Raw genomic sequence first — 23,536 nt, 5'->3', positions numbered from 1 at the left:
GCCCGGACACCCAGGAGGACGATCATGCCGAATCCTTTTGCTGAGGCCTCGGACGATGACGCGGACGATGTCGAGCTGGTCCGCTTGGCCAGCAGCGGCGACCGCGACGCCCTCGAAAGGCTGGTGCTGCGGCATCAGGCCTGGGTCTACAACATCGCCGTCCGCATGGTGTTCTACCCGCAGGACGCCGAGGAGGTGACACAGGAAGTGCTGATCAAGGTCGTCACCCGGCTCAGCACGTTCCGCAGCGACAGCAAGTTCCGCACGTGGCTCTACCGCATCACAGCGAACCACGTGCTCAACATGAAACGCCGCGGCGCCGAGAAGACGCCGACCACGTTCTCCGAGTACGCGGACGCCATCAACGGCGTCCCCGACCTCGACCTGCCCGATCCCCAGAGTGTGCCGGTGGACGTGCCGCTCCTGGTCGAAGAAACCAAGGTCGCCTGCACCACGGGGATGCTGCTCTGCCTGGACCGGCGGCAGCGGCTGATCTTCACGCTCGGCGAAGTCATCGGCGCCACCGACGCCGTTGGCGGCGAAGTCATGGAGATGACGCCCGCCAATTTCCGTCAGTGCCTGGCCCGGGCGCGCCGGGACCTCTACCAGTTCATGAACCACCAGTGCGGGCTGGTGAACGCAAGCAACCCCTGCCGCTGCCCCAAGAAGACGCGGGGCTTCATCGAGGCGGGCCACGTCGACCCTCACCACCTGCTGTTCGCCGCGCCGCTCGTGCGGCGTGTCCGGGACGCCGCGGCGGGGACCGCCCGCGAGATCGACGGAGTCGCCGATCGGTCGTTCGCCGCCATCTACCGCGACCACCCGTTCCTCGAGCCCACGCAGCAGGCCGGCTGGCTCCGGCGGGTTCTCGATCTGCCGGAGGTTCGCGCGACACTCGACTTAGACTGATTTCTTTGCGCGGCGTCTGTCACAGTCGGCGCCGGGGCGTGTCTATGCCATTGAGAGATGAATACTCCTTGGCACTAAGGACACGAACCATGTCGCAGCTGAGCGGCCGGGTAGCCCTCGTTACCGGCGCATCGAAGGGGATCGGGGCAGCAATCGCGAAACGCCTGGCGTCGGACGGGGCGGCGGTCGCCGTCAACTTCCGAGCGGATCGAACGGGCGCGGAAGCCGTGGTGAAAGAAATCGTCGAGGCCGACGGGCGCGCCGTGGCGATCCAAGGCGACGTTTCCAGGTCGGACGATGTCGAGCGGCTTATGAAGGAGGTCGCGGATTCCTTCGGCCCGCTCGACACCGTGGTGAACAACGCGGGCGTCTACCGACCGATGAGGATCGAAGAGTTCACCGAGGACGAGTTCCACCGCGAGTTCAACACCAACGTGCTCGGCCCACTGGCGGTGATCCGAGCGTCGCTGGACTACTTCGGCGCCGCCGGCGGCAGCATCATCAACATCGGCTCGGGCGCGTCGCAGATGTGCCCGCCCGGCTACGCGATCTACGCGGGTAGCAAGAGCGCCCTCGACGCCGCGACCAGGGTGCTCGCCAAAGAGCTGGCCCCCCGCGGGATCCGGGTCAACTCGGTGAACCCGGGCGCTACGCTGAGCGAGGGGACCAAGTCGGCGGGGTTGTACGGCGCCGGCAGCGAGTTCGAACAGCAGCTGGTCGCCTTAACCCCGCTCGGCCGCATCGGGACGCCGCTGGATATCGCCAAGGTGGTCGCCTTCCTGGCGTCCGACGACTCCGGCTGGGTCACGGGCGAGGTGATCCTGGCGTCGGGCGGCCTGCGGTAGTCGGCGACTCTAACGGAAACTCCAACACCTCAAGGGAGCGATCATGCCCGCTTACATCGTGTTCATTCGTGAGAAGACGCTAGACCAGTCGGAGCTGGAAACGTACTGGCGGAAGGCGCCCGCCGCGATGGAGGGCCAGCCGATCAAGCCGCTGGCCGCGTACGGCCGCCACGTGACGCTCGAGGGGCCGGACGTCGAGGGCGTTGTCGTCGCCGAGTTTCCTAGCCTGGAGGAGGCACGCGACTGGTACGACAGCCCCGCTTACCAGGAGGCGGCTCGGCACCGCTTCCGCGGCGCTGTGTACCGCGGCCTGATCGTGGAGGGGGTGTGACTTGTCATGCCTTGATTGACTGATAGCACAAGGTCGGTCCGCACGGACCAGCTAAGCCTGAGGTGGAAACCGCTTGCGCGCCGCCTACTGCCCGGCCGTGGGCCGGATCCAGAGCGCGGCCCCACCGGCGACGGGGAGTTCGACGTCAATCGTGGAGCCGGCGGTAACCTGCTGCCGACGCAGACCGACGTGTGTCCTGGTGGGGGCGTCGGGGTCGTCGTAGTAGAGCGTGGCGTCGAACTTCGCCCCTGGCGGCAGGAAGTCCAGCGGCAGCGAAGCGTTGCGGGGCTGGTTGGCGTTGATCATACCGACGAACCACTGCTTGCCGCTCCGCCGGGCGATGGTGGCGTAGGCGCCGATCTCCCCCTCCAGGACACGGGTCTCGTCCCAGACGGTCGGGACCTCACGGAAGAACTCAACCTCAGGCTCTCCACGGTAGTGGCCCGGCGAGTCGTACCAGAAGATCCACTGCAGCGGGCTGAACGAAACCACGGCCATCGCCAGCTCGTGTGCGTGCGTCGTCTTGATGCGGTTGTTGTAGTAGCAGACCGTGTAGTCGCCGACGCCGCACAGGTAGCGGGTGAAGGGCAGCGTGCAGTTGTGCTCCGCGGTCGGCATCCGCTCGTTGCCCCGGATGCCCTCGACGGTCATCAGGTTCGGGTAAGTACGGGTGATCCCGTTCGCGCGGAAGCCGTCGTGCACGTTGATCATCAGCCTGTGCTCCGCCGCCTGCGCGAACGACTCGGTCAACCACCGGGTCTCCGCCTGCGGCCCCACGGGGACGAACCCGTACTTGATCCCCTTGAGCCCCCAATCCTGGTACAGCGGGAGGATGTCGTCTAATTGTCGCTTCAACGCAACCTGGTTAACGTACACCAGCACTCCCACGCCGCGGTCGGCGCCGTACTGGACGACCTCGCGAAGGTCGAGCTCGCTGGCGCGGTCGGGCGCGACCCTGGTCGCGTCCGAGCTGCGGGCCCGCTCTGGCCCGTACCAGCCCGCGTCGAAGTGCACGTAGTCCAGGCCGGCGGTCTTGGCGAAGTCGATCACCTGCTTTCCGCTGTCCGAGGTGAGGCCCGCCCGCATCACCTTGCCCGGTTTGATCCACGACGTGTCCGACAGCCGGCTGGGGGGGCTGAGGTTGAGCAGCAGGTAGTTGTTCTCGAGGAGTTCGCCCGGCGTCTTGCCCACCAGGAGCACCCGCCAGGGCGTCGCCTGACCGGGCCGCATCGTGACCGAAGGGTCGTGCCGCTGGTTCTCGGCCTCGGTGTTGGTGGTCGCGCCGCCGAGGGCGCTGACCAGCGCGCCCTCGACTCCCGCGAGCGGCGACAGCATCATCCGGGCGTAGTCGGTGTTGCCGGCCTCGCAAACCGCCGCGTACCCGCCCCCCGGGAGCGCGACCGTCAGCGGCCGCTCGCAGTACGGCGCGATCGCCGACACCGGCGTCAGCCGGTACGGCCCTTCGGTGCCGTGCTCCTCGTAGGCCTCCGCGCCCGCGGGCAGGCGGAACTCGGTGTGCTCGCCGTCGAACCGGAGCTCGACGCCGTCAGGCTGCTCGACGGGGAAGAGGTAGCGGACCGCGGCGCCCTCGTCGTAGGCGCGGAGCTCCACGTTCAGCCTGGCGCCGGACTCGTGCCGGAGCTCGACCGTCAGCCCCTCGTACGCGTCGGGGATGTCGCGCCGCTCGCCGAACTGGAACTCCCAGGACTCCCGCACCGAGCAGCGGGAGTCTCCCACCCGCGTGAACCCGTCCAGCAGGTTGGGCTGGAACCCCAGCCGCGAAGGGAGCACCAGCGGCCGCCCGTCCGCGGCGACCGAGTAGGCCGGGCGCCCGTCCTTGCCGAGCGAGAACCGGACGCTCACCGACCCGTCCGGCGACGACACCCGAGCCTCGAACGCGTCCGCAGCGGCGCATAACGCCGCGCCGGCGAACACCACGCTGAACACCGACCAAACCCTCGTCATGTTGCTGCTCACCTGTTTGCACGCCCCCAATGAGAATCCGCCTCACTCGCTCCGCTGCCGAGACGGACACGCCAATCCCCGCCAGCGTTTTGAGTGGCCAAGGCTCATTCGGTCACTCCGCGCGAGGACGCTTGAATTACGAAGGAATTCTGACGACTCTCGCGATTTCTTCGCCGCCCGACGCAGACGTCGATTCTCCGACTAGCGTCAGGTAGAACCAGGGTGCGAGTAGTGGCCGGTAGGCTCGCGCACCGGCCGACTATCGGAGCGGCGCGGCGAAAGGCACACCATCCTTGGGCATCCTTGAACGACAAAGTCAAGGCAACACCAATGCATCGCAACAAGCTGATCACCGAGTCTCCCACCGAGTGCACCTCACCCGGCTGCTGCCAGCCAGAGTTGTCTCGCCGCAGCCTACTGGTGGCGGCGGGCGCCTTCGCATCGGGCATCGCCGCAGCGCCCTTGATGGCCGCCAGCAGCAGGGACGGCTACGCTGCGCTCGTGAAGGCAGACCGGTCGCTGCGAGGCTACTGGCGATTCGACGGCGACCTTGTCGACGCGTTGGGAGAGGCGCCGGCTCGGGCGGTAGGCGGCCTGTCGTTTGTCGAGGGCGTGGCCGGGGGGCGGGCGGTCAGCCTCGCGCCCAACGAGCCGATCACGGTCGACAACACGGACCACCTGCGGGGCCGCTCCGCCACGGTCGAGCTGTTCTTCAAGCTGGACTCGCCGCCAACCGGGCCAGCGGATCCGGTCCTCATCGCGCAGACCGCCGGTCGGCAGGTCCGCTTCATTGTGGGCGTCAAGAACGACCTGTCGGCGTTGGTCTACCGGAACGTCAAGGACGAGGTGCTCACCACAATCCACCTGCCAACTGCCCAGCCGGTAGCCCAGGGCCGTTGGCATCACCTGGCGATCACCGGATACGACCTCGACCTGCGGGCCTACGTCGATGGCTACGAGTGCAGCCTAGTCGGCGGCGCCTTCGAGTTCACGCGTCAGGGCCCCGCCAAGGCGCCAATGACGTTCGGCGCCACGTCCATCGATGGGTGGGCCTCCGGCGGCATCTGCCTGGACGAGGTCGCGTGCTACGCACGGGGGCTGACCGAGAAGGAGATCCAGCAGCACCTGAGGGCCGCCGGCTGGGGGAAACGCCTGGAACAGACCGGCGCGGCCATCGGCCGCGTCAAAGCGGAACGCGACGCCGCGCGGGCACGCAAACAGGCGGCCGCGCTGAAAGACCCTTCGCTAACCGCCGCTGGCGCGACCCGCGTCTACGGAGGGGAGCACCTGGACGCGATCAGCTTTACGGTCGGCGGGATCGGCGCGGGCGGCATCCAGTTCAACGGCAAGGGCGAGCCCGCCGTCTGGCAGATTGCCTGCAACCATGAGGAACACCGGGTCGGCGACAGCTTCCTGGCTGTGCGGGCCCAGCCCGCCGGCGGCAGACCAGTTGTGCGGGCCTTGCAGACCGAGCCGGTTGGCCCGTTCCAGGCGATGGCGTCCTTGGAGTTCGAAGGGGAGTACCCATTCGCCAGGTATCGGTTCTCGGACCCCGCGCTACCGGTCGAGGTGCAGTCGGAGGTCTTCAACCCGTTCATCCCGATGGACCTGAAGAACTCGGCCATCCCCTGCGTCATCTACACGGTTACCGCAAGAAACCTGTCGGCAGCGCCGGCGCAGGTCGACGTGCTGGCCGCGCAGAAGAATGCACTCGGGTACCACGAAGGGCAGCAGACCGCCAACTACGGCGGCAACCACAACGAGGTCATGAGGAGAGAGGGGGCTACAGTCCTACACATGACCCGCAGGGACGCCGACAGGTCGGATATGGTGCTCCTGACGCGGGGAGAGGGAGCCACTGGCGCCGCCGCATGGCAGTCTATTGAGCGGTTGCACGACGCCTTCGACGCCCGCGGCGAGTGCGACGGCCCGGTCACGTCCGGCGTTTCGCCGGCCGGCCAGACCGTCAACGGCGTCCTCACGGCCCCGATCGAGCTCGCGCCGGGCGAGAGCAAGTCGGTCACCTTCGTCCTCACCTGGTGCTTCCACTCCGGGATGCACGGGCAGAAGAAGCCGTGGCGCCACCGGGGGCAGAACTACACCAACTGGTGGCGCAACGCCCTGGAGGTCGCCCAGCACCTGCTTGACAACCTGGACGAGCTGACCGCCCGCACCCGCCGCTTCCACGACACGCTCTACGCGTCCAGCCTGCCGGTTTGGTTGCTCGACCGGTTGTCTTCGCAGCTGGCGGTCCTGCGCAGCCAGACCTGCTGGTGGGCCGAGGACGGGTACTTCGGAGCGTGGGAGGGGTGCAACCCGACCGACGGCTGCTGCCCCGGCAACTGCACGCACGTGTGGCACTACGCGCAGGGCCACGCCCGGCTGCTGCCCGAGCTCGGCCGCAAGATGCGCGAGCAGGACTACGCCACACAGAGCCCGGACGGCAAGCTCCCACACCGCCACACGATGAACGGCCCGGCCGCCGATGGGCACTTCGGCACGATCCTGAACACCTACCGAGAGCACCTCTGCTCGGCTGATGACGGCTGGCTCCGCGCGCAATGGCCGCAGGCCAAGCGGGCCCTTGACTGGGGCATCGACCACTGGAACCCGAACCGCGACGGCTACATGCAGGCCACCCAACACAACACGCTCGACGGCGCCTTCAGCGGCTGTTCGTCTTGGATCGGCAGCCTGTACCTTGCCGCTCTTGAGGCCGGGGCGCGGATGGCGGAACGGGTGGGCGATTCGGCCTCGGCGAGCGAGTACCGAAGGATCCGAGCGTCGGGCAAGAGGCTGCAGAACCAGCGGCTGTGGAACGGCGAGTACTACGTCCAGGTGGTCGGTCAGAAACGCCAGCAGGACTACCTCGACGGCTGCCACATTGACCAACTGCTGGGCGAGTGGTGGGCGGACCAGGTCGGCATCGGCAGGAGCTACCCGCAGGACCGCTCCCGCCGCGCGATGGAGGCGCTGCTCAGGCACAACTACCTGGCGGACTTCCACGGCCAGTCGCTCAAGCCACGGCAGTACTGCGAGGTCGACGACGGCGGCATGAAGATGATCACCTGGCCCAACAGCCCGCAGCCAATCCCGGGCATGAAATACGGCGACGAGGTGATGACCGGGTTCGAGTACGGTGCGGCGGCCACGCTGATCCAGAACGGCTTGCTGCGAGAAGGACTGATGGTCGTCAAGACGGTCGCCGACCGCTACGACGGCCGCCTGCGCACCGAGGGCGTGACCCACATGGCGAACGGCCCGTGGGGCTACTCGGGCAACCCCTTCGGCGATGACGAATGCGGCAAGTTCTACGGCCGCTCGCTCAGCGTCTGGTCAGTGCTGCTAGCCCTGCAGGGTTTCGAGTACGACGGCCCCGCAGGACGGATCGGTTTCCGGCCACGCCTGACCCCAGAAAACCACGCCAGCTTCTTCACCGCCGCTGAAGGCTACGGGCTCTTCTCCCAGGTTCAAGAGGCCAACCGCCTTGAGGCCGCCATTGCGTTAAAGGAAGGGCTGCTCAGCCTGACCGTGGTCGTCCTGGGAACTGGGGACAGACGCCCCCGGTCGGCGCTGGCGAAGCTAGACGGCCGGGCCGTCGCCGCAAAGGCCGAGCTGCAGAACGGCGAAGCGATGCTGGCGCTGGAGAAACCGCTCAACCTGGTTGCCGGACAGCAGCTTGAGATCAGCGTCGAGCTCGCCTAACCAAGGAGAGTTAAGCAGCGAAAATGGGTCCAAAGCGGCGGTGGACGCGGCCCACGGCCGCATCCATCCGGTGCGTCGGATGAGCGTCTGGCGCGTAGGTTGTCGCAGCCGCGTCGACCGCGATCCGCCTGTGGGCGCTGCTATGCCAGAGATGTCGTCTCCCGCTACAACCTATTTGATGGGTCAAGTGTACTTGCTAACCGGCAGGCATAGCGTGGCGCGGTAGCCGGTGAGCGATTGCAGCAACCGGCGGAAAGCACTCCCGGTAAACAGCTCGACCGGGTAGCAGTCGTATGCAAACGCAGACCTTGGCTGCAGACCGCTGACCGGAAGCCACTGGTCCACCAGCCGGCGCCAGGCCTGATCCGCGTCGTCGAGCGAGCCGCGGAACTCCGTCATCGCAACCGGCCCGCCGTGTATCGTAAACATGTTGACCGCGTCGTCGGGCTTGAAATCAGCCGGCACGACCACCGCTGCGTCGTAGCGGTAGGAGTCCTGGGCGTTGTCGTCCCAGTAGTCGTTGTGCACGCCAAGCAGCACCGCCTCCGGGCCTAGGAGGCCGCGTTGTCGCGCCCACGGGACCAACCGCTTCCACGCGTCAACGCTCGTCTCGACCGGCCCGACGTGCCGCATCGCCGCTACCCGCTGGTCTGGGACCTGCTCGATCCGCACCGGCAGGGGCGTCGCCTCAAGGCGCTCCGCGCCGCCAGGGCCACTGCCCATGTGCAGGTACGGCGCAACGCCACTGGCGGCGCGGAACTCTTGCGGGTTGTGGCCGTACGCCCGCGTGAAAGCTTTGGTGAATCCGGCGTGGGTGTCGTAGCCCGTGCGGACCGCGACCTCCAAGATCGTCAGCTCCGACCACTTCAGCAGGTAGGCGGCGCGCTGCAGCTGGAGCCGCCTCAGATACGCCTTGGGCGCCTCGCCGAGCACCGCCCGAAACGCCCGCTGGAAGTGCTTGTCGGACAGCCCGGCCCAGTCGGCGAGGGTCGTGACGCTGAGCTCGCCGCACAGCTCGCGTTCGGCGGCGAGGGTCGCATCGAGCACGCGGCGGCGGGTCTCGGCAGGAATCTTCATGCGTGGATCTGTGGATCGTGGCTATACGGCATTCTAACGCATTCAGGCGCGCCCGCCCGAGCGGATCACTTTCGGACAAGCATACGCTGCCGAGGCCGACTATACTCGCTGGACGTTACCCGGGGGGGAGATCCCTGCCTTTCGTCTAGCATCGGTGAGTCTCGCACGACAGGAAGACCCGAGATGTATGGAAGAGAACACGGCCCACGGCAAAGACTGTTCCTGGAACGTTTGGAATCCCGCAACCTGCTCACTGGTTTCGTTGAGAGCTCACTGCCTCTGTTCGACGTCCTCAGCGAGAACGGCCAGTCGTATTCCGTCACGATCGACGGGAACGGCGTGATTTCGGTTGCCGGGGAGTTCATAGACCCGGATCCCGGCATCTCGAACGACCCGGTCGACTTTGAGGTGCACGGCGCACGGTTCTTCGATGAGAACGGCTTTTTCGTGCGGCAGGTGTCCGGCGTCACGTCCGGGGCCGTGGCCACGACGACGTTCCTCGAAGACCCCGAAGCCGACCTTTCCAGTCCCATCGCTACGCTCATGGCCCGGGCGACCGAGAGGGGTATACGGGGGGACCTGGACCTCGCTAAGGTCGACTCGTTTGTGATCGCGGCCAATCGATTTGGGACTCTCACGCTGCCAGGCGACGCGTTGCTAAGGCCATTCGCCACTTTCACCGCTACGGCCGAAACGGTCGTCGGCGAAGCCGTCGAGGTCGAGGCGTCCATCCCTAGCGTTCATCATTCAGGTTTGGTTGACCGCGAAGGCGAGGCCACGCTGAGGTTTGACTTCGGAGACGGCACGGTCGTTGAGCAGACGGCGTCGATCCAAGAACTGCTCGAGTTCGACGAGATGGCCTCCCATGTCTACAGCGAGCCGGGGTCGTACGTTATCACGGTATCGGGCTCCGTCTCGGCGCGCAGCTCGCTCTCCGGCGACGTCGACCTCCGCCCCGTGCAAGCCACGGTCCTGGTCCGCGGCAAAGCGACGGTCACCGACACCCCCGGCGACGACGAGATCTCCCTCCGCAACGAGAACGGCCGGCTGATCGCAGGGGTAAACGGCGCCGACCAAGACCTCGGAGCATCGGACGAGATCGGCAAGGTCGAACTCCGGTTGGGCCGTGGCAATAACACGGTCGACGCCTCCGGCCTGCTGCCCACGCAGTCGCTGTTCGTTCCGTCGATCAGCAATCTCGACAACGAGACCAACACGATCACCGGCGGCCCGGGCCCCGACGTGATCTTTGGTGGCCGCGGCGCCGACGTTGTCTTCGCGGGCCCGGGCGACGATGTGATCACCACCAACCGCGGCAGTGACGAGGCCCACGGCCAAGCGGGCGACGACACCTTCGTCATCCCCGGCGGCTTTAACTTCGGCGCGGCCTTCAACACCGACCTGAAGGAACTGCTCGGCGGCGAAGGCTTCGATACTCTGCGCATCGCTGACCTTCAGGACGAGATGCAGGTGTTCGCCCCACTGCTGACCGGCTCGGAGTTCGAGGCCCAGCTTAACCTCTTCAAAGGAATCGGCTCGTCCCGGCCCGAGGTCCAGGCGTTTATCTCCGACCTCGAAAAGCTGTTCATCGCCCCCCAGAGCGAGGAGGTGAACGTCAACCTCCCGAACGCGGACTACTTTGAGCAGGCCGAGGTCAACGGCAGCCCCGAGGACGACCGCTACAACTTCACCAACGCCCAACTCGACACGGTTGCGCGCCTGCTCGACGGCGACGACGAGTACCTCGGCGGCGGCGGGGTCGACATTGTGGACGGCGGCCCCGGCGACGACGACCTCAACGGCAACGCCGGCGACGACGCCCTGACCGGCGGCCCGGGCGTCAACACGCTGAGCGGCGGCGCCGGAAACGACCGCTACCAGTTCGATCTGACCAGCGGCGTGATGGAGACCACCGACATCACGGACAGCTCGGGCGACGCCGACACCATCCAGTTCACGATCTCCAGCGACCCGCCGACCAGCGCCGAACCGATCACGGTCAGCGTCGACCTCTCCGTCGGGGGCAGCCAACAGGTTACCGACGACCTCTCGATCAACCTAGACCTGACCCTGGATATCGAGAACGTGGCCGTGTCCTCGGCGGTCGGCGGCGCGGACGTCTCCGGCACAACTGGGAACAACCAGTTCGCGATTGTTCCGCAGGCGTCCACCGGTGGGTCGCCTGGCACGCCAGAGTTCGTGTTCAACGATGGCGGCGGCGGCGACGACGACGCGTTCACCCTCGCCCTCGACTCCGAGCCCCTGCTCGACCTCGATATCCCGTCAACGGCCCTCGATACCACCGAGGGTCTGATCGGCGTGAAGTCCCAGCACGCCCCAAACAGCGGCGACGTGCTCAACTACGGCCCCGCGGCGGTCGTCTCGGTCGAGTTCCCCGACGCATTCCGCGCGGTCAGCGTCGACCTCGACCTGCAGGGCTCCGACCAGGAGGTCGACGTCAACGGGAATACGATGCGGTTCGAGAGCGCCATCCGCCACTTCGTCGGCAGCCCGTTCAACGACGTGCTCCAGATCGACGCCACCGTCAACCCGCGCCGCGTCGCCGGCGGCGCCGGGGCCGACGAGGTTACGATCGACGCCGGCGGGCGGCCTGTCACCCAGACGACCAACGGCGATGAAACCACGGTCGAAGTCGCCGGCTACGCACCGATCGTGGTCACCGAGTTCGAGACCATTACAATCATCAACGACGGGACGCCGGGCGGGCTCACTCTGGATCTCACCTCAGGCGACGACGACGCCTTGCTCTCGCTGCGGTCGATCACTAGTGATAGCGCTGCAACGATCGGCCGATTCTTGCTCACTGAGTCGAGCGGTGCATTCGCCGCGGAGGCGTTCCTGCAGCAGGACGCCATTTCTGAGGTCCGCTCGGCCGGCGGCGCCGACTCGCTCACGATCGACGCATTGGGGCAGCCGGTCGCGGTGGTGGGCCTGGAGGTGCTGATCGCCGACCTCCCGGCGATCCGGCTAGTCGACTTCACCGAAGTCACCATCGTGAACGCGGGCCTGCCGGGCGACTACAATCGCGACCGCCGGGTGGACGCCGCCGACTACACCGCGTGGCGGGACAGTCTAGGCGCTGACGCCGGAGCGTTGCCAAACGATGTCGACGGCGGCGCCATCGGGCAGGCCCAGTACAGCACCTGGCGGGCCAACTACGGCCGCGTCGCGGGCGCCGAGGTGTTCACGCTGCCCGCAGCAACTGTGGCCCCTCCCGCTCCCCCCGTCGATGTTGCGGCGATGGACATCGCGCTCGCCTACTTCGGCGGCGCAACCGACCGTACTGTCCGCGAACCTGCCGCACCGATTGAGGACTCGCCGATTGTGTCCGAGAGCGACACCCGGCTGCTCGCCGCTGCTTTAGATGGCTACGTGATGTCGAAAGAGGTCCAAGCGCACAACGAAGCAATCGATTGGCTAAGCAGACCAGGTTCGGAAGAAGCGCGGCTTGAGGCCTCCGCTTCGCAAGGCGTCGATTCCCCCAATGTTAGCCCGAGTTCCGCGTTCCGCCCCTTCACAACGACCTTGCCGACCAGCGCTTAGTCGCCGCTCGGCACACTATCGTTATCGAACGTAGAGGGTCGCTCCAGTCCGTCCGCGGAATGGGGAACGGCGCAAAAACGCCGACCTCCGTCTTTCAACTGATCCCGCAGTCTTTGGTGGATCGGTGTGCGGGCGGAAACGTCGACAGGGCTTCAGGTTTGTTGCTGAAACCGGCCACCTAGCGCGGTCTAATGGAGGGGTGCTGGCGTTCGCACGAGCCGCTTGCAGGGGGACAGCGCTACGCGTTTCTGGTCGCATCTGACCACCGCGGATCGCGTGGTCTGCCTGGCAGCGTCGTTGTGGCTCAGTGCGGTGGTCTCGTGCCGTTGTGATTCTCGAAGCGGCGCTGTGTTGAGTCCCATCGGCGGTACCGAAATCGGACAAAACACTCGCTTCCCACTGGAGGATATTGCCGCAATGCCTTGAATCGAAAGCACTTAAGAACAACCTGGGCGGAGGTACGGTCCGAGTTTTGTCCGCTCCGCGCGTGTTTTTGGACAAAACCTATCGGACAGAACCCGGGGGGCAGAGCTGGGAAAACGTGCGGGCCGGCGGGAGGCAGAGCTCGTTGCGCAGCCGAGTGGCGTGAACGGCCGGGCTTTGCCGCGGTCAGCTGGCCGGCGTGCTGATCACCTCTTCCAGCCGCGACCGGACGGCGTCGAGCCGGTGGTCGCCCTGCGGCTTGGCGCCGTCGCGTTCGCTGACGTAGAACACGTCGACCACGCGGTCGCCGGAGGTGCCGATCTTGGCGAAGCCGATGACGAGCTCCAGCTCGTGCAGCGCGCGGGCCAGTTCGTACAGCAGCCCCAGCCGGTCGAAGGTGAACACCTCGACAATCAGCCACCGCTCCGCGATCGACGTGTCCAGCCGCACCTCGCTGGTCTGGTTGCTCAGCTCGGCCTGGCTCTGGGCGGTCTTCTCGCCCCACACGCGGCGGAAGCGGGGCGGCTTGTCGGAGTCGATCGAGTTCTCCATCGCCCTGGAGATCTTGTAGATCCGCTCGGGGTCCGAGCCGGCGGGCGAGTCGGGGTCCTGGGCGACGTACCGCAGCAGCAGCAGGTCGTCGGCGAGCATGGCGGTCTCGGCCTGGTTGATCTTGAGGCCCGCGGCGCTCAGCGCGCCGGCCATGCCGGAGAATACGCCGCGTCCGGAGCCCTGGTCGACGCCGGCCAGGAACTCGACCGCGCCGAGCGTGGGGTTGTGCCGGCCCCAGGCCGCGCCGCGGCGGTTGTTGAGCAGCCGCAGCCGCTCCAGCGTGTCCACCACCTGCTGCGCCGTGTGGGTGGTGATGAACGACTCGGGCAGCGCGTCGTTCTGGCGTTGGTACCAGGGGTCGCGCTGCTGCTTAGCGGAGAGCGCCCGCCAGCACGCCTCGCGGCGGGCGCGCACTCGGCGGCCGGGGGAGTCGTCGCCGTCGGGCTGCAGGCGGCGGCGCGTCCGCTCGTAGAGCGAGCCGAGCATGTCGCCCTTCCACTTGGTCATGACCTCGGGCCCCACGGCGCACATGTCGGCCAGCGTGAGGAGGTACAGCAGCTTGAGCCGCTCGGCGGTGCCGACCAGCTCGGCGAACGCGGTGATGGTGTCGGGGTTGCTGATGTCGCGCCGCAGCGCGATGCGGTTCATGCTGAGGTGCTCGCGGATCAGGAACATGAGGGTGTCGCGGTCGTCGGTGGGCAGTTCGAACCGCTCGGCGGTCTGGCCGGCGATCCGCTCGCCGACGACCGAGTGGTCCTCCTCCTGGCCCTTGCCCAGGTCGTGGATCAGGAGCGCCAGGTGCAGGAACCACTTGCGATCGAGCGAGTCGTACGCGCGGCCCGAGCGGCCCCCGCGCGTGGCGTAGCGGGTCGCCTCCTCGACGGCTCGGATGCTGTGCTCGTCGACGGTGTACTTGTGGTACTGGTTGAATTGCAGCAGGCACCGCGCGCGGGCGAAGTCGGGCAGGAACTTCTCCAGCACGCCCAGCTCGTGCGCGCGGCGGAGCAGCCGCCCGAGCCCGTGCGGGTTGTCGAGCGCCTGCAGGAAGTCGGCCTTGAGCTGCGGCGTGAGCTCGTTGGAGTAGTTGGGCGCCGAGCGGTAGACCAGGTAGTTGGTGTCCTGCGCGATGCGGAGGTCGCTCAGCCGGGCGAGGTCCAGCAGGCGGAGCGCCTCGCCGAGCTGGCGTTCGAGCTTGGCGCGGCCCTGCTGCGTGGCGGCGATCTCTCGCGAGCCAATCTGGTAGTCCGCCTCGACCCGGCGGACGAACACCGAGTCGAGCACCCACTCGACGGTCGGCTTCGGGGCGGACAGCTCGCTCATGCGGGTGGCCAGGAAGCTGATGTGCCCGGCGTGGCGGAAGTAGTCCCGCATGAACCGCTCGACCGGCAGCAGGCCGGCCGACCCGTAGTAGCCGAACTTCTCTGCGATCCGGACCTGCTCCGCGCGGGTCAGCGCGTCCAGCTCCTTGCCGGCGTGGAAGTGCAGCTCGTTGCGGACCCGCATCAGGAAGTCGCGGGCGGTGACCAGCCGCCGGTGGTCGAACTTGGAGATCACGCCCCGCAGGCGGAGGCGTTCCAGGTCGCTCTCGCCGGCATGGGCGAACCACAGCCACCGCAGGAGGTGCAGGTCCCGCAGCGCGCCGGGCGAGCGTTTCACGTTCGGCTCCAGCAGGTAGACGGTCTCGCCGTACTTGTCGCGCTCCTCGCGGCGGGCCTCGACGAACTCCATGCACTGGGCCGTGACCCGGCGGGAGATCATCCGCCGGAACCGCTCGCCGAAGTCGTTCATCACCTGCTCGGAGCCGAACAGCCGCCGCGACTCGACCAGCGACGAAGCGATTACCGCGTCGTGCCGGGCCAGGCGGATCGACTCCTCCACCGTGCGGAGGCTCTGCCCCAATTGGAGACCAATGTCGAACACGTCCTGGGTCAGCCGCCGAGCGAAGCGCTCCACGTCGCGGTCGACGCGGCCCTGGTGCAGCAGCATGACGTCCACGTCGGAGAAGGGCGCCATCTGGCGCCGCCCGTACCCGCCGTGCGCTACCAGCACGGCGCGTTCGCGCAGCCGGTCGGCCACGGGGCGGGGGAAGTCGGCCAGCGCCGACTCGGCCACGCGCTGCACGGCGGCGTCCGCCAGCGCGGTCAGCTTGCGGCCCACCTGCACGCCGGGCATCCCCAGGTCGTGCTGGCGGCGGATCGCCTCGCGTCCCTCGGCCAGCCGCTCGCGGGCGTCGAGGAGTTCCTGCCGGAGTCTTGGCGCTGGTGAGCTGTCGGGAGGCAAGAATCTGTCGGTGTTTGCTGGGACAATCTGGGTGCCGGGGGCGCTCCCGGCAGGGAAGCCCCCGTAAGGTACTCGCCGACGTCAACTTGACTGTCGGGGGCTTCCGCTATCGCGGAGCGCCCCCGGCACCCTTAGAGTACGTCATTTGGAAGCAAGTACGCGCCGCTAGTAGTCAGGTTCAAACTGCAAGAAGAGCCGAGGCTCACCATCGAAGCCCGCGGCTTGTAGCTTACGTTGGGTGTCTTCGAATAGCTCAGCAAGCTGGGAATGACTGAGCGTGCACTCGTAGACGCCTTCGTGGCCGATCGCCCCAACAAGCTTTCCAATGAAGAGGAAATCCTGCTCGTTGACATCGTCAACGCTAAACCGTCCCCACCAATGCGCTAAATTGCAATCGCGTGCACGGACAACGCGTTCATCGATCCTTCTCTCAAGGGAATCTGACTCTTGTTCGGAGATAGGGAACCGAACCCCACAGAACACTAGCGTTGAATCAGCGCCCATTTATTCAGCCCGCCCGCCTACAGGGCCTCGCCGCCGGTCTCGCCGGTGCGGATGCGGATGCACTCGGCCAGGTCCGAGACAAACACCTTGCCGTCGCCGATCTGGCCGGTCTGGGCGGACTTGAGGATGGTGTCGACCACCATCTGCAGGCGGTCGTCGTCGACGACCACCTCGATCTTGACCTTGGGCACAAAGTCGACGGCGTACTCGGTGCCGCGGTACATCTCGGTGTGGCCCTTCTGCCGGCCAAACCCGCGGACCTCGGTGATGGTCATGCCCGACACGCCCTGCTCAGACAGCGCGTTCTTCACGTCCTCCAGCTTGTAGTGGCGGACGATGGCCTCAACTTTCTTCATAGCGATTCACTCCGTGGGTTGCCGGGGAGGCGATCCGGACTGCCGGCTGCACGGTATCCCCGCGACTATCTTACCATACCGGGGCGGCGCACCCAGAGCCCGAGGAGATTCGGTCCCGGGCCGCCGCGTACGGCCCTCTCCCCGCGGGGCCCGGACGAGCCCCGCGGCAGGCGGCTACAGCAGCAGGTAGCCCTCTTCCTCGTGCTCCATGATGTCCAGGCCGCGGCGTTCGGTCTCCTCGTCGACCCGCAGCCCGGTGATCGCCTTGACGACCAACAGCAGCACAACCGTCATAACGATGCTGAACACCCAGGTCACGACAGTGGCGACGATCTGACCGGTCAGCACCGTACCGCCCTCCAGCAGGCCCAGCTTCTCGCCGTTGGCGATGTCCCAGCAGGCACGCGTCGCAAACACGCCGGTGAGGACCGCGCCGAGCGTGCCGCCGATGCCGTGCACGCCGAAGGCGTCGAGGGCGTCGTCGTAGCCGAACTTGCCCTTCAGACCGCACGCGATCGCGCAGACCACGCCGGCGATGGCGCCCATGGCGAGCGCCGGCATCGGCTGCACGAAGCCGGCCGCCGGCGTGATGCAGACCAACCCGGCCACGGCGCCGGACGCGGCGCCCAGCACGCTGGGCTTGCCGCGGGTGAGCCACTCGTAGAGCGACCAGCCGAGCACCCCCGCGGCCGCGGAAAAGTGCGTTACCGCGAACGCGCTCGAAGTGAGCCCGTCGGAGGCGAGCTCGCTGCCGGCGTTGAAGCCGAACCAGCCCACCCACAGCATCGCGGCGCCGAGCGCCGTGTAGGTCAGGTTGTGGGGCCGCATGTCGTCCTGGCCCCAGCCGCGGCGGCGGCCCAGCATGATCGCGCACACCAACGCCGAGATGCCGGAGCTGATGTGCACCACGGTGCCGCCGGCGAAGTCGAGCGCGCCGCCAGAGATAGCGTCATCGGCGCCGAACGCCAGGATGCCGCCGCCCCATACCCAGTGGCAGAGCGGGCAGTACACGAGCGTGCCCCACAGGATGGAGAACAGCACCATTGCGCTGAACTTCATGCGCTCGGCGAAGGCGCCGCAGATCAGCGCGGGGGTGATGATAAAGAACATGCCCTGGAAGAGCATGTGCGTCAGCCGCGGGATAACGCCTTCCATCGGCGTGACTGGGGCGGCCGCTTCTTCATCCCAGTACTGCTGCACCTGGTTCATTAAGAGGTAGTCGCCGTTGCCGATGTAGGGGTTGTCGCCGCCGAAGGCTAGCGAGTACCCGTACAGCGACCAAAGCACGGTCATCAGGCCCATCAGGAACAGGCACTGCATCATCACGCTCAGCACGTTCTTCTTGCGGACCAGGCCGCCGTAGAACATCGCCAACCCGGGGGCGGTCATGAACAGCACCAGCGCGGTGCAGGTCAGCATCCAGGCGTTGTGCCCGGCCAGCGCGGCCCCGTCGACGTCGGCCGCGAGGCTCTCGAGGGTGGGGCCCTCCGCGACGGAACCCTCTTCCTGAGCCAATACGGGCCCTGCGAAGGCCACGAGCGTCAGGAGACAAATGCCAACAAGACAGCGGCGGCGGGTCCACCAAGCCATTATCCGTATCCTCCGAGTGAGAAGAGTGTCCGCTCTGACTGGGGCGGGCCGCCAAGCAGAAATGGCGGCGGATGCGGGCCGCTGCGGCCTGCCCTCAGGCGAGACAGGATAAGCCGGCGCAATGCTAGCGTAAAGTGCCGACCGGTTACCGGACGCACTTTGCGGAATGAACGCACGGAGCCGCCGCGGTCAGCCCGGCTTCTCCCACGGCACGTCCCCGGCGCCGGAGGCCTGATTAGTCCAGCGGGCGGCGACGAACAGGAAGTCGCTCAGCCGGTTCAGGTACGAGATCAGCAGGCTGCGGATCGGCTCGACGTGCGACAACGCCACCACCCGCCGCTCGGCGCGCCGGCACACGCACCGCGCCAGGTGCAGGTGCGAAGCCGCCAGGTCGCCGCCGGGCAGGATAAAGTTCTTCAGCGGCGGCAGCTCGTGCTCGAGCGAGTCGATCGCGTTCTCCAGCTGGTCGACGTCCGCCTGCTGCAGGAGCGACGTGCCGCGGGCCTCCGGGTCGGGGGTCGCCAGCTCGGCGCCCAGGTCGAACAGGTGGTGCTGCACCGCGGAGAGCGTCTGCGTCAGCTCCTGGCTGTCGGACAGCGTGACCGCTAGCTGAGCGCGGGCGACTCCCAACGCGGCGTTCAGCTCGTCGACGTCGCCGACCGACTCGATGCGGGCGTTGTTCTTGCCGACGCGGCTGCCGCCGAAAAGCCCGGTGGCGCCGTCGTCGCCGCCGCGGGTGTAGATCTTCATGACGAGCGAGGGGGCAGAGGTTGGGGCCGGGGGTGTGTCACCTTTGGATCTCATTCTCCGACGCCCGGCCCGCCCCGCAAGGGGTGGGACCGTCGCGATCGCGGTCGCTGCCGGTGCGGCAGGATGCTATAAACAGTTGCTGCCGCCCTGCCCTCACTGCTCCTGTGTCATGTCCGAGATGAAGACATTCGTGTTCACCGACATCGTGCAGTCGGTCACGCTGAAGGGGCAGATGGCGGGCCGCAGCGACGCCGAGCGGGACGTGGCCTACGTCACGAACATCCTGTCGCCGCACCGGCGGCTCATCGAGTCCGGACTGGACGCCAACGGCGGGCGGGTGGTGTCGACCGCCGGCGACGGGCACTTCCTGGTGTTCAGCAACACCATCGCCGCGGCGTCGTGGGCGGTGCAGGTGCAGCAGGCGCACCAGGACACGCCGATCGTCACGCCGCGGGAAGAGCAGGTCCAGGTCCGCATGAGCCTGCACGTCGGCTTCCCCCAGGCCGACCCGGGCGACCCTGACAACTTCATCGGCCGCGTGGTCGACTACGCGGCCCGGCTGAACGACTACGCCACCGGCGGTCAGATCCTGATCTCGGCCGCCGCGCTCGGCCTGCTGAAGGACGCCGGCCTGGAGGGCGTGCGGTTCCACCCGCACGGCGAACGCGAGCTCCGCGGCATCGGGGCGATCGACGTCTACGAGCTGCTGTACGACGACTCCGGCCCCCGCCCCACCCGCGACAAGCCCAAGGGCGAGGACCGCCGCGCATGGACCGTGCTGCCCGCCACCATGGGGCTGACCGAGTACTCCGAGCAGGGCGGCTCGGCCGGCGCCGCGACGCAGATCCACCACCGCCGCTCCACGCCCGCCAAGCGGCGGCTTGGCAACTACGAGCTGGAGGAGCTGCTCGGCGCCGGCGGCATGGGCGACGTCTACAAGGCCCGCCACGTGCAGTTCGACCGCGTGCGCGCGATCAAGGTCATCAAGCCGCACTACCTCGAGGCGGGCAGCCAGGGGATCATCCGCCGCTTCTACCGCGAGATCAAGGCGGTCGGCGCGCTCGACCACCCGAACATCGTCGTTGCCGTCGACTCCTCCGCGCCCACCGACGACACGCACTACCTGGTGATGGAGTACGTGCACGGCGTCAGCGCCGAGGACCTGGTGAAGAACGCCGGCCCGCTCAGCGTGCCCGACGCGTGCGAGGTGATCCGCCAGGCGGCGCTCGGCCTGCAGTACATCCTCACCCAGGGCATGGTGCACCGCGACATCAAGCCGTCCAACCTGATGCTCACCCTGGAGCAGAAGCGCCGCACCTCGGAGCTGGCCGCCGCCGACCCGCCCACGCAGCCTCTGGTGAAGATCCTCGACCTCGGCCTGGCGCTGCTGGTCGACGAGGACCAGCCACGGCTCACACAGATGGACCACGGCGCCATGGGCACGGCGATGTACATGTCGCCCGAGCAGTGGAAGACCACCAGCGTCGACATCCGCTCGGACATCTACAGCCTGGGCTGCTCGCTCTACCACCTGCTGACCGGCAGCCCGCCCTACTTCGACTCGGACCTCAAACCCGAGCGGGCCCACGAGCGGCTCGCGCCGCCCAGCGTGCGCGAACGCGGCGACGCCCCCCGCGCGCTCGACGCGGTGCTCAAGAAGATGATGGCCAAGTCGCCCGCCGACCGCTACCAAACCCCGGCCGAGGTTGCCGACGCGCTGGCGCCGCTGGCCGACGGCGCCGACCTGACCACGCTGATCAAGCGCAACCAGGCGCCCGAGCACGGCGCGACCACCGTCGGCGCCGCCCACGGCGACACGCTCGCCGGGTCGAACCGCGCGCGGGACACCGTGGCCGGCCGCCGGCGGCTGGACCCCGGCAGCTGGCGATCGTACGAGGACGCCCGCCCCGCCTGGCGCCGCTGGGCCGGACCGATCGCCACGCTGGCCGCGCTCGTCGCGATCGGCCTGTTCGCCTGGGCGACGATCGCCGGGCTGCAGGCGTCCAACCGCGCGCAGCGCAAGGACCAGCTCGCCAACCTGGCGGCCGCCATGGCGCCGCAGCTCGACGCCGAGATCGACCGCCGCATCGCAACGCTCGAGGACTTCGCCAAGGACCCCAGCCTCCGCGCAGCGATGCAGCAGCTCACCGACTCGCCCGAGAGCTGGAAGCCGGTGCAGGCGCTGATCAACCAACGCTACCTCCAGTTCGACGAGAGCCTGCCGTCCAACAGCTGGTTCATCACCGACCGCACCGGGCTGCAGATCGCCCGCTCCCCCGAGAGCGACTCGATCGGCAACAGCTACTGGCAGCGCGACTACTTCCACGGCCAGGGCAAGAACCTGCCCGACGACGCCGAGCGGCCCGAGCCCCTGAGCGGCCCGCACCTGTCGTCGGTCTACCGGTCCGACAGCACCAACCAGCTGAAGGTCGCCTTCAGCGTGCCGATCGAGAACGGCGAGCGCCGCCCCGAGGACCGCAAGGTGCTGGGCGTGCTGGGCATGTCGATCGAGCTGGGCGACTTCAAGCTGCTAGAAGACAGCCGCATGCTGACCCGCCCGCTGGAGCTGGTGCTGGTCGACCTCCGCGAGGGCGAGGTGGAGGGCGGCCCGGAGAAGGGCCTCATCCTGCACCACCCCGACCTGGACCGCTTCGCCAGCGCGTTCCGCCTGCCGGACCAGACGCTCGGCGAAGTCGAAGAGTCCATCCAGGGCGACCGCTACCGCAGCGAGGACCGCGTGCTGCAGGGCTACCCGGAGCTGCTGGGCCGCGGCCAAGAGAAGTACTGGGGCGGCTACCTGCCCGTCGACGTGCCCAGCCAGGCCCAACCAAATGCAAAGTGGCTGGTGATTATTCAGGAGCCGGAGATGTAGGCTGTGGAACCGCCAAGGACTCCGAACGGGGTGCTGTGTGGTGCGAATACCCTAATGGAGAGTCGATGCCCATTCAGATTCAATGCACCGCAGTCGTAGCGCGAAACGACGCGATCAATCGAGTCTTGGACGGCGGCCCGGAAGCGTTCTGCGAGCTCTCGCGGAGCGGAATGAGCTACTCAGATGAAAAGCTCTCGCAGGCGAGCTTTATGTCCCCGGTGGATGCGGAGGAGTTCGCCAAGCTGTTGGAGCTCCGCGGCCTCGGGCGAGAGGGGAATTCGCCGGACTTCGTCATCGTGACCGCCCACGACCAGGCCATCAGCCCGTCCTGCGATTGGCTCTTCCTCTTTGAGTACGAGCAGCGGCTTATCGCGACGCTTCGCGGCTCAGACTCCCGGACTGTTATCGCTGCGTCAATCGACGCCGAGTACGACCCCAACGCGGTCGAGCACCACAGCGCCGAGGACATCGCTAAGAACTACGAGTTCGTCGAGCGAAGTGAAGGCATTGACACCTACCGCGAAAAGGCCACCGGCCGCCTCGTGTACCACGCCCGGCAGACAGAATCCGCCGAGGAGGTAATTGCGCGGGCCTTTGACACCGTTTGGAGCCATCGTCGAGAGCCGGGCATGCCCGCCCGACAGGGAAAGGAAGCTGCCGAAGTCCGCGCGACAATCGAGGGCCTTCAGTCGCTCGCCACGAAGCACCCTGAGGAGTCTAAGGTCGCCTTTGCGTTGGGCTTGGCCTGGTTCGCCATTGGCGACGAGAATAAGGCTGCGTGTCAGCTAAGACGAGCGGTCGAGCTGGACCCTGAGAACGCCGTGTATTGGAAGGAGCTGGGTAGTTGCTGCCTGACGGCAAACAACCTTCCAGACGCGCTCTTGGCGGCCACCAAAGCAGCCGCGATCAAGCCAAACGCCGCAGACCTGCTCGGCAACCTCGCGGCCGTCCAGTTGCTGAATGGTCTGGTCTCCGAGTCCAGCAATACTATCAACCATGCCATCGGCTTGGCCCCCGAAGACGAGGTGAATCGAAACATCCAGCAGCTGGTGTCCGCGGTCTCCGCAGGCAAGATCGAGCGTCCCAAGACGCTTGATGAGATGATGAGGCCCTCAATGTCCAAGTCCTGGCTTGCCAAGCTACTCGGCAAGTAGCTGAGAGCAAGCAGGTTAGAGCGTCCCAGGCAGGCCCTCACCGCCACGCGTGAAGCGCTTCGGGTGCGTCGAGGTCACCAATTTCGCAAATCAGGCTATGCCTGACGGCCGTCCCTCACTCTGATGGACGGGCATCAGTCACAGCCTGACCTACTTGGCCGACCTAGACGACTGTCAGCCGCCGAATCATGGGTCTGCCGATGCTGCCTGACGTATGAGGGATTCCTACAAGATTTGAGTAGAAAACAGGCCAGCCTGCGCGGTCCAATGGTGAGTGCATTGATTCCGTAGAGGGGGCTGGCGGGGGTCTGCCCCCGCCGGTGCAGGTCAGGCGGCAGTTCTTCGAGGGAGCGACCGCACTTTTGTCCCTATAGATGCGTGGAGGTGGACAAAAGTCGCCGGTCCGCTGGCACAGGAGGACGGTTAGACACTTGCATACAAGCGTAGAAAGAGCTCTTGGGCCTGAGGTGGGCAGCGACTTTTGTAGCTCTGTAGAAAGCTTCTAGATGTTTAGAGGATCATGAGGTTGAGAGTGAGGGTCTTGAGGGCGGCTTCGCGTCGCTGCATGGGCTTTTTTCGTGCTCGCAGCTGGGGCCCGAGGAGGCGTTTGAGCATGCTGATGGTGGTCTCGGCCTGGGCGCGTTGCCCGTAGCGGGTGG

13 protein-coding genes are annotated in these 23,536 nt (G+C 67.1%); 7 read left to right on the top strand and 6 right to left on the bottom strand.

Features of this window, described 5'->3' with window-relative positions:
- The first annotated feature begins 24 nt into the window (after nucleotides 1–24).
- The 3 genes from KOR34_RS24760 to KOR34_RS24750 all read left to right on the top strand — a co-directional run bounded on the left by KOR34_RS24760 (nucleotide 25) and on the right by KOR34_RS24750 (nucleotide 2,085).
- Nucleotides 25–909 carry an RNA polymerase sigma factor gene (locus KOR34_RS24760; RefSeq protein WP_146568819.1) on the top strand — a complete coding sequence of 295 codons (885 nt, stop codon included), beginning with the start codon at nucleotides 25–27 and terminating at the stop codon, nucleotides 907–909.
- Between the two features lie 89 nt (nucleotides 910–998).
- Nucleotides 999–1,754, top strand: coding sequence for an SDR family NAD(P)-dependent oxidoreductase (locus tag KOR34_RS24755; protein ID WP_146568818.1), 756 nt, complete (start codon nucleotides 999–1,001; stop codon nucleotides 1,752–1,754).
- 43 nt (nucleotides 1,755–1,797) lie between these two features.
- The gene (locus KOR34_RS24750) at nucleotides 1,798–2,085 is read left to right on the top strand and encodes a DUF1330 domain-containing protein (protein WP_146568817.1); all 288 of its coding nucleotides are present in this window, start codon (nucleotides 1,798–1,800) and stop codon (nucleotides 2,083–2,085) included.
- 84 nt (nucleotides 2,086–2,169) lie between these two features.
- Here the strand turns inward: KOR34_RS24750 and KOR34_RS24745 are convergent, their stop codons facing one another.
- Entirely contained in the window at nucleotides 2,170–4,050 is a 1,881-nt protein-coding gene (locus KOR34_RS24745) for a glycoside hydrolase family 97 protein (RefSeq protein WP_146568816.1), read from the bottom strand.
- Nucleotides 4,051–4,380: 330 nt separating this feature from the next.
- On the opposite strand from KOR34_RS24745, the gene KOR34_RS24740 reads away from it, so the two are divergent.
- Nucleotides 4,381–7,755 carry a GH116 family glycosyl-hydrolase gene (locus KOR34_RS24740; protein ID WP_228714759.1) on the top strand — a complete coding sequence of 1,125 codons (3,375 nt, stop codon included), beginning with the start codon at nucleotides 4,381–4,383 and terminating at the stop codon, nucleotides 7,753–7,755.
- A 183-nt stretch (nucleotides 7,756–7,938) separates the two neighbouring features.
- Here KOR34_RS24740 and KOR34_RS24735 read toward each other — a convergent pair whose 3' ends face one another.
- Nucleotides 7,939–8,832, bottom strand: a complete 894-nt coding sequence (locus KOR34_RS24735; protein ID WP_146568815.1) for an AraC family transcriptional regulator — start codon at nucleotides 8,830–8,832, stop codon at nucleotides 7,939–7,941.
- Nucleotides 8,833–9,063: 231 nt separating this feature from the next.
- Here KOR34_RS24735 and KOR34_RS24730 point away from each other — a divergent pair, with 231 nt between their 5' ends.
- Nucleotides 9,064–12,396 carry a PKD domain-containing protein gene (locus KOR34_RS24730; RefSeq protein ID WP_146568814.1) on the top strand — a complete coding sequence of 1,111 codons (3,333 nt, stop codon included), beginning with the start codon at nucleotides 9,064–9,066 and terminating at the stop codon, nucleotides 12,394–12,396.
- A gap of 609 nt (nucleotides 12,397–13,005) precedes the next feature.
- On the opposite strand, the gene glnD is transcribed toward KOR34_RS24730, so the two are convergent.
- From glnD to KOR34_RS24710, 4 genes are all read right to left on the bottom strand, one after another.
- Entirely contained in the window at nucleotides 13,006–15,651 is a 2,646-nt protein-coding gene (gene glnD, locus KOR34_RS24725) for a [protein-PII] uridylyltransferase (protein WP_146568813.1), read from the bottom strand.
- A gap of 521 nt (nucleotides 15,652–16,172) precedes the next feature.
- A complete protein-coding gene (locus KOR34_RS24720; RefSeq protein ID WP_146568812.1) occupies nucleotides 16,173–16,511 on the bottom strand; it encodes a P-II family nitrogen regulator in 339 nt (112 codons plus the stop codon).
- Between the two features lie 174 nt (nucleotides 16,512–16,685).
- A complete protein-coding gene (locus KOR34_RS24715) occupies nucleotides 16,686–18,101 on the bottom strand; it encodes an ammonium transporter (RefSeq protein WP_146568811.1) in 1,416 nt (471 codons plus the stop codon).
- A 189-nt stretch (nucleotides 18,102–18,290) separates the two neighbouring features.
- Nucleotides 18,291–18,851: a cob(I)yrinic acid a,c-diamide adenosyltransferase gene (locus KOR34_RS24710; protein WP_146568810.1), complete on the bottom strand. Its 561-nt coding sequence runs from the start codon at nucleotides 18,849–18,851 to the stop codon at nucleotides 18,291–18,293.
- Nucleotides 18,852–19,020: 169 nt separating this feature from the next.
- Between KOR34_RS24710 and KOR34_RS24705 the strand changes: the two genes are divergently transcribed.
- Nucleotides 19,021–21,723, top strand: a complete 2,703-nt coding sequence (locus KOR34_RS24705; protein ID WP_197531721.1) for a protein kinase domain-containing protein — start codon at nucleotides 19,021–19,023, stop codon at nucleotides 21,721–21,723.
- 65 nt (nucleotides 21,724–21,788) lie between these two features.
- Complete coding sequence (locus KOR34_RS24700; protein WP_146568808.1) at nucleotides 21,789–22,877, top strand: hypothetical protein; 1,089 nt, start codon at nucleotides 21,789–21,791, stop codon at nucleotides 22,875–22,877.
- Nucleotides 22,878–23,536 lie beyond the last annotated feature (659 nt).

This window comes from Posidoniimonas corsicana, from assembly GCF_007859765.1.
Classification (GTDB): Bacteria; Planctomycetota; Planctomycetia; order Pirellulales; family Lacipirellulaceae; genus Posidoniimonas; species Posidoniimonas corsicana.
This window is presented reverse-complemented; position numbering and strand designations above follow the sequence as displayed.

What these genes read in the sequence shown, in the direction of transcription:
- KOR34_RS24760 (WP_146568819.1), top strand. Translation starts at nt 25, where the DNA reads ATGCCGAATCCTTTTGCTGAGGCCTCGGACGATGACGCGGACGATGTC.
- KOR34_RS24755 (WP_146568818.1), top strand. Translation starts at nt 999, where the DNA reads ATGTCGCAGCTGAGCGGCCGGGTAGCCCTCGTTACCGGCGCATCGAAG.
- KOR34_RS24750 (WP_146568817.1), top strand. Translation starts at nt 1,798, where the DNA reads ATGCCCGCTTACATCGTGTTCATTCGTGAGAAGACGCTAGACCAGTCG.
- KOR34_RS24745 (WP_146568816.1), bottom strand. Translation starts at nt 4,050, where the DNA reads ATGACGAGGGTTTGGTCGGTGTTCAGCGTGGTGTTCGCCGGCGCGGCG.
- KOR34_RS24740 (WP_228714759.1), top strand. Translation starts at nt 4,381, where the DNA reads ATGCATCGCAACAAGCTGATCACCGAGTCTCCCACCGAGTGCACCTCA.
- KOR34_RS24735 (WP_146568815.1), bottom strand. Translation starts at nt 8,832, where the DNA reads ATGAAGATTCCTGCCGAGACCCGCCGCCGCGTGCTCGATGCGACCCTC.
- KOR34_RS24720 (WP_146568812.1), bottom strand. Translation starts at nt 16,511, where the DNA reads ATGAAGAAAGTTGAGGCCATCGTCCGCCACTACAAGCTGGAGGACGTG.
- KOR34_RS24715 (WP_146568811.1), bottom strand. Translation starts at nt 18,101, where the DNA reads ATGGCTTGGTGGACCCGCCGCCGCTGTCTTGTTGGCATTTGTCTCCTG.
- KOR34_RS24710 (WP_146568810.1), bottom strand. Translation starts at nt 18,851, where the DNA reads ATGAAGATCTACACCCGCGGCGGCGACGACGGCGCCACCGGGCTTTTC.
- KOR34_RS24705 (WP_197531721.1), top strand. Translation starts at nt 19,021, where the DNA reads ATGTCCGAGATGAAGACATTCGTGTTCACCGACATCGTGCAGTCGGTC.
- KOR34_RS24700 (WP_146568808.1), top strand. Translation starts at nt 21,789, where the DNA reads ATGCCCATTCAGATTCAATGCACCGCAGTCGTAGCGCGAAACGACGCG.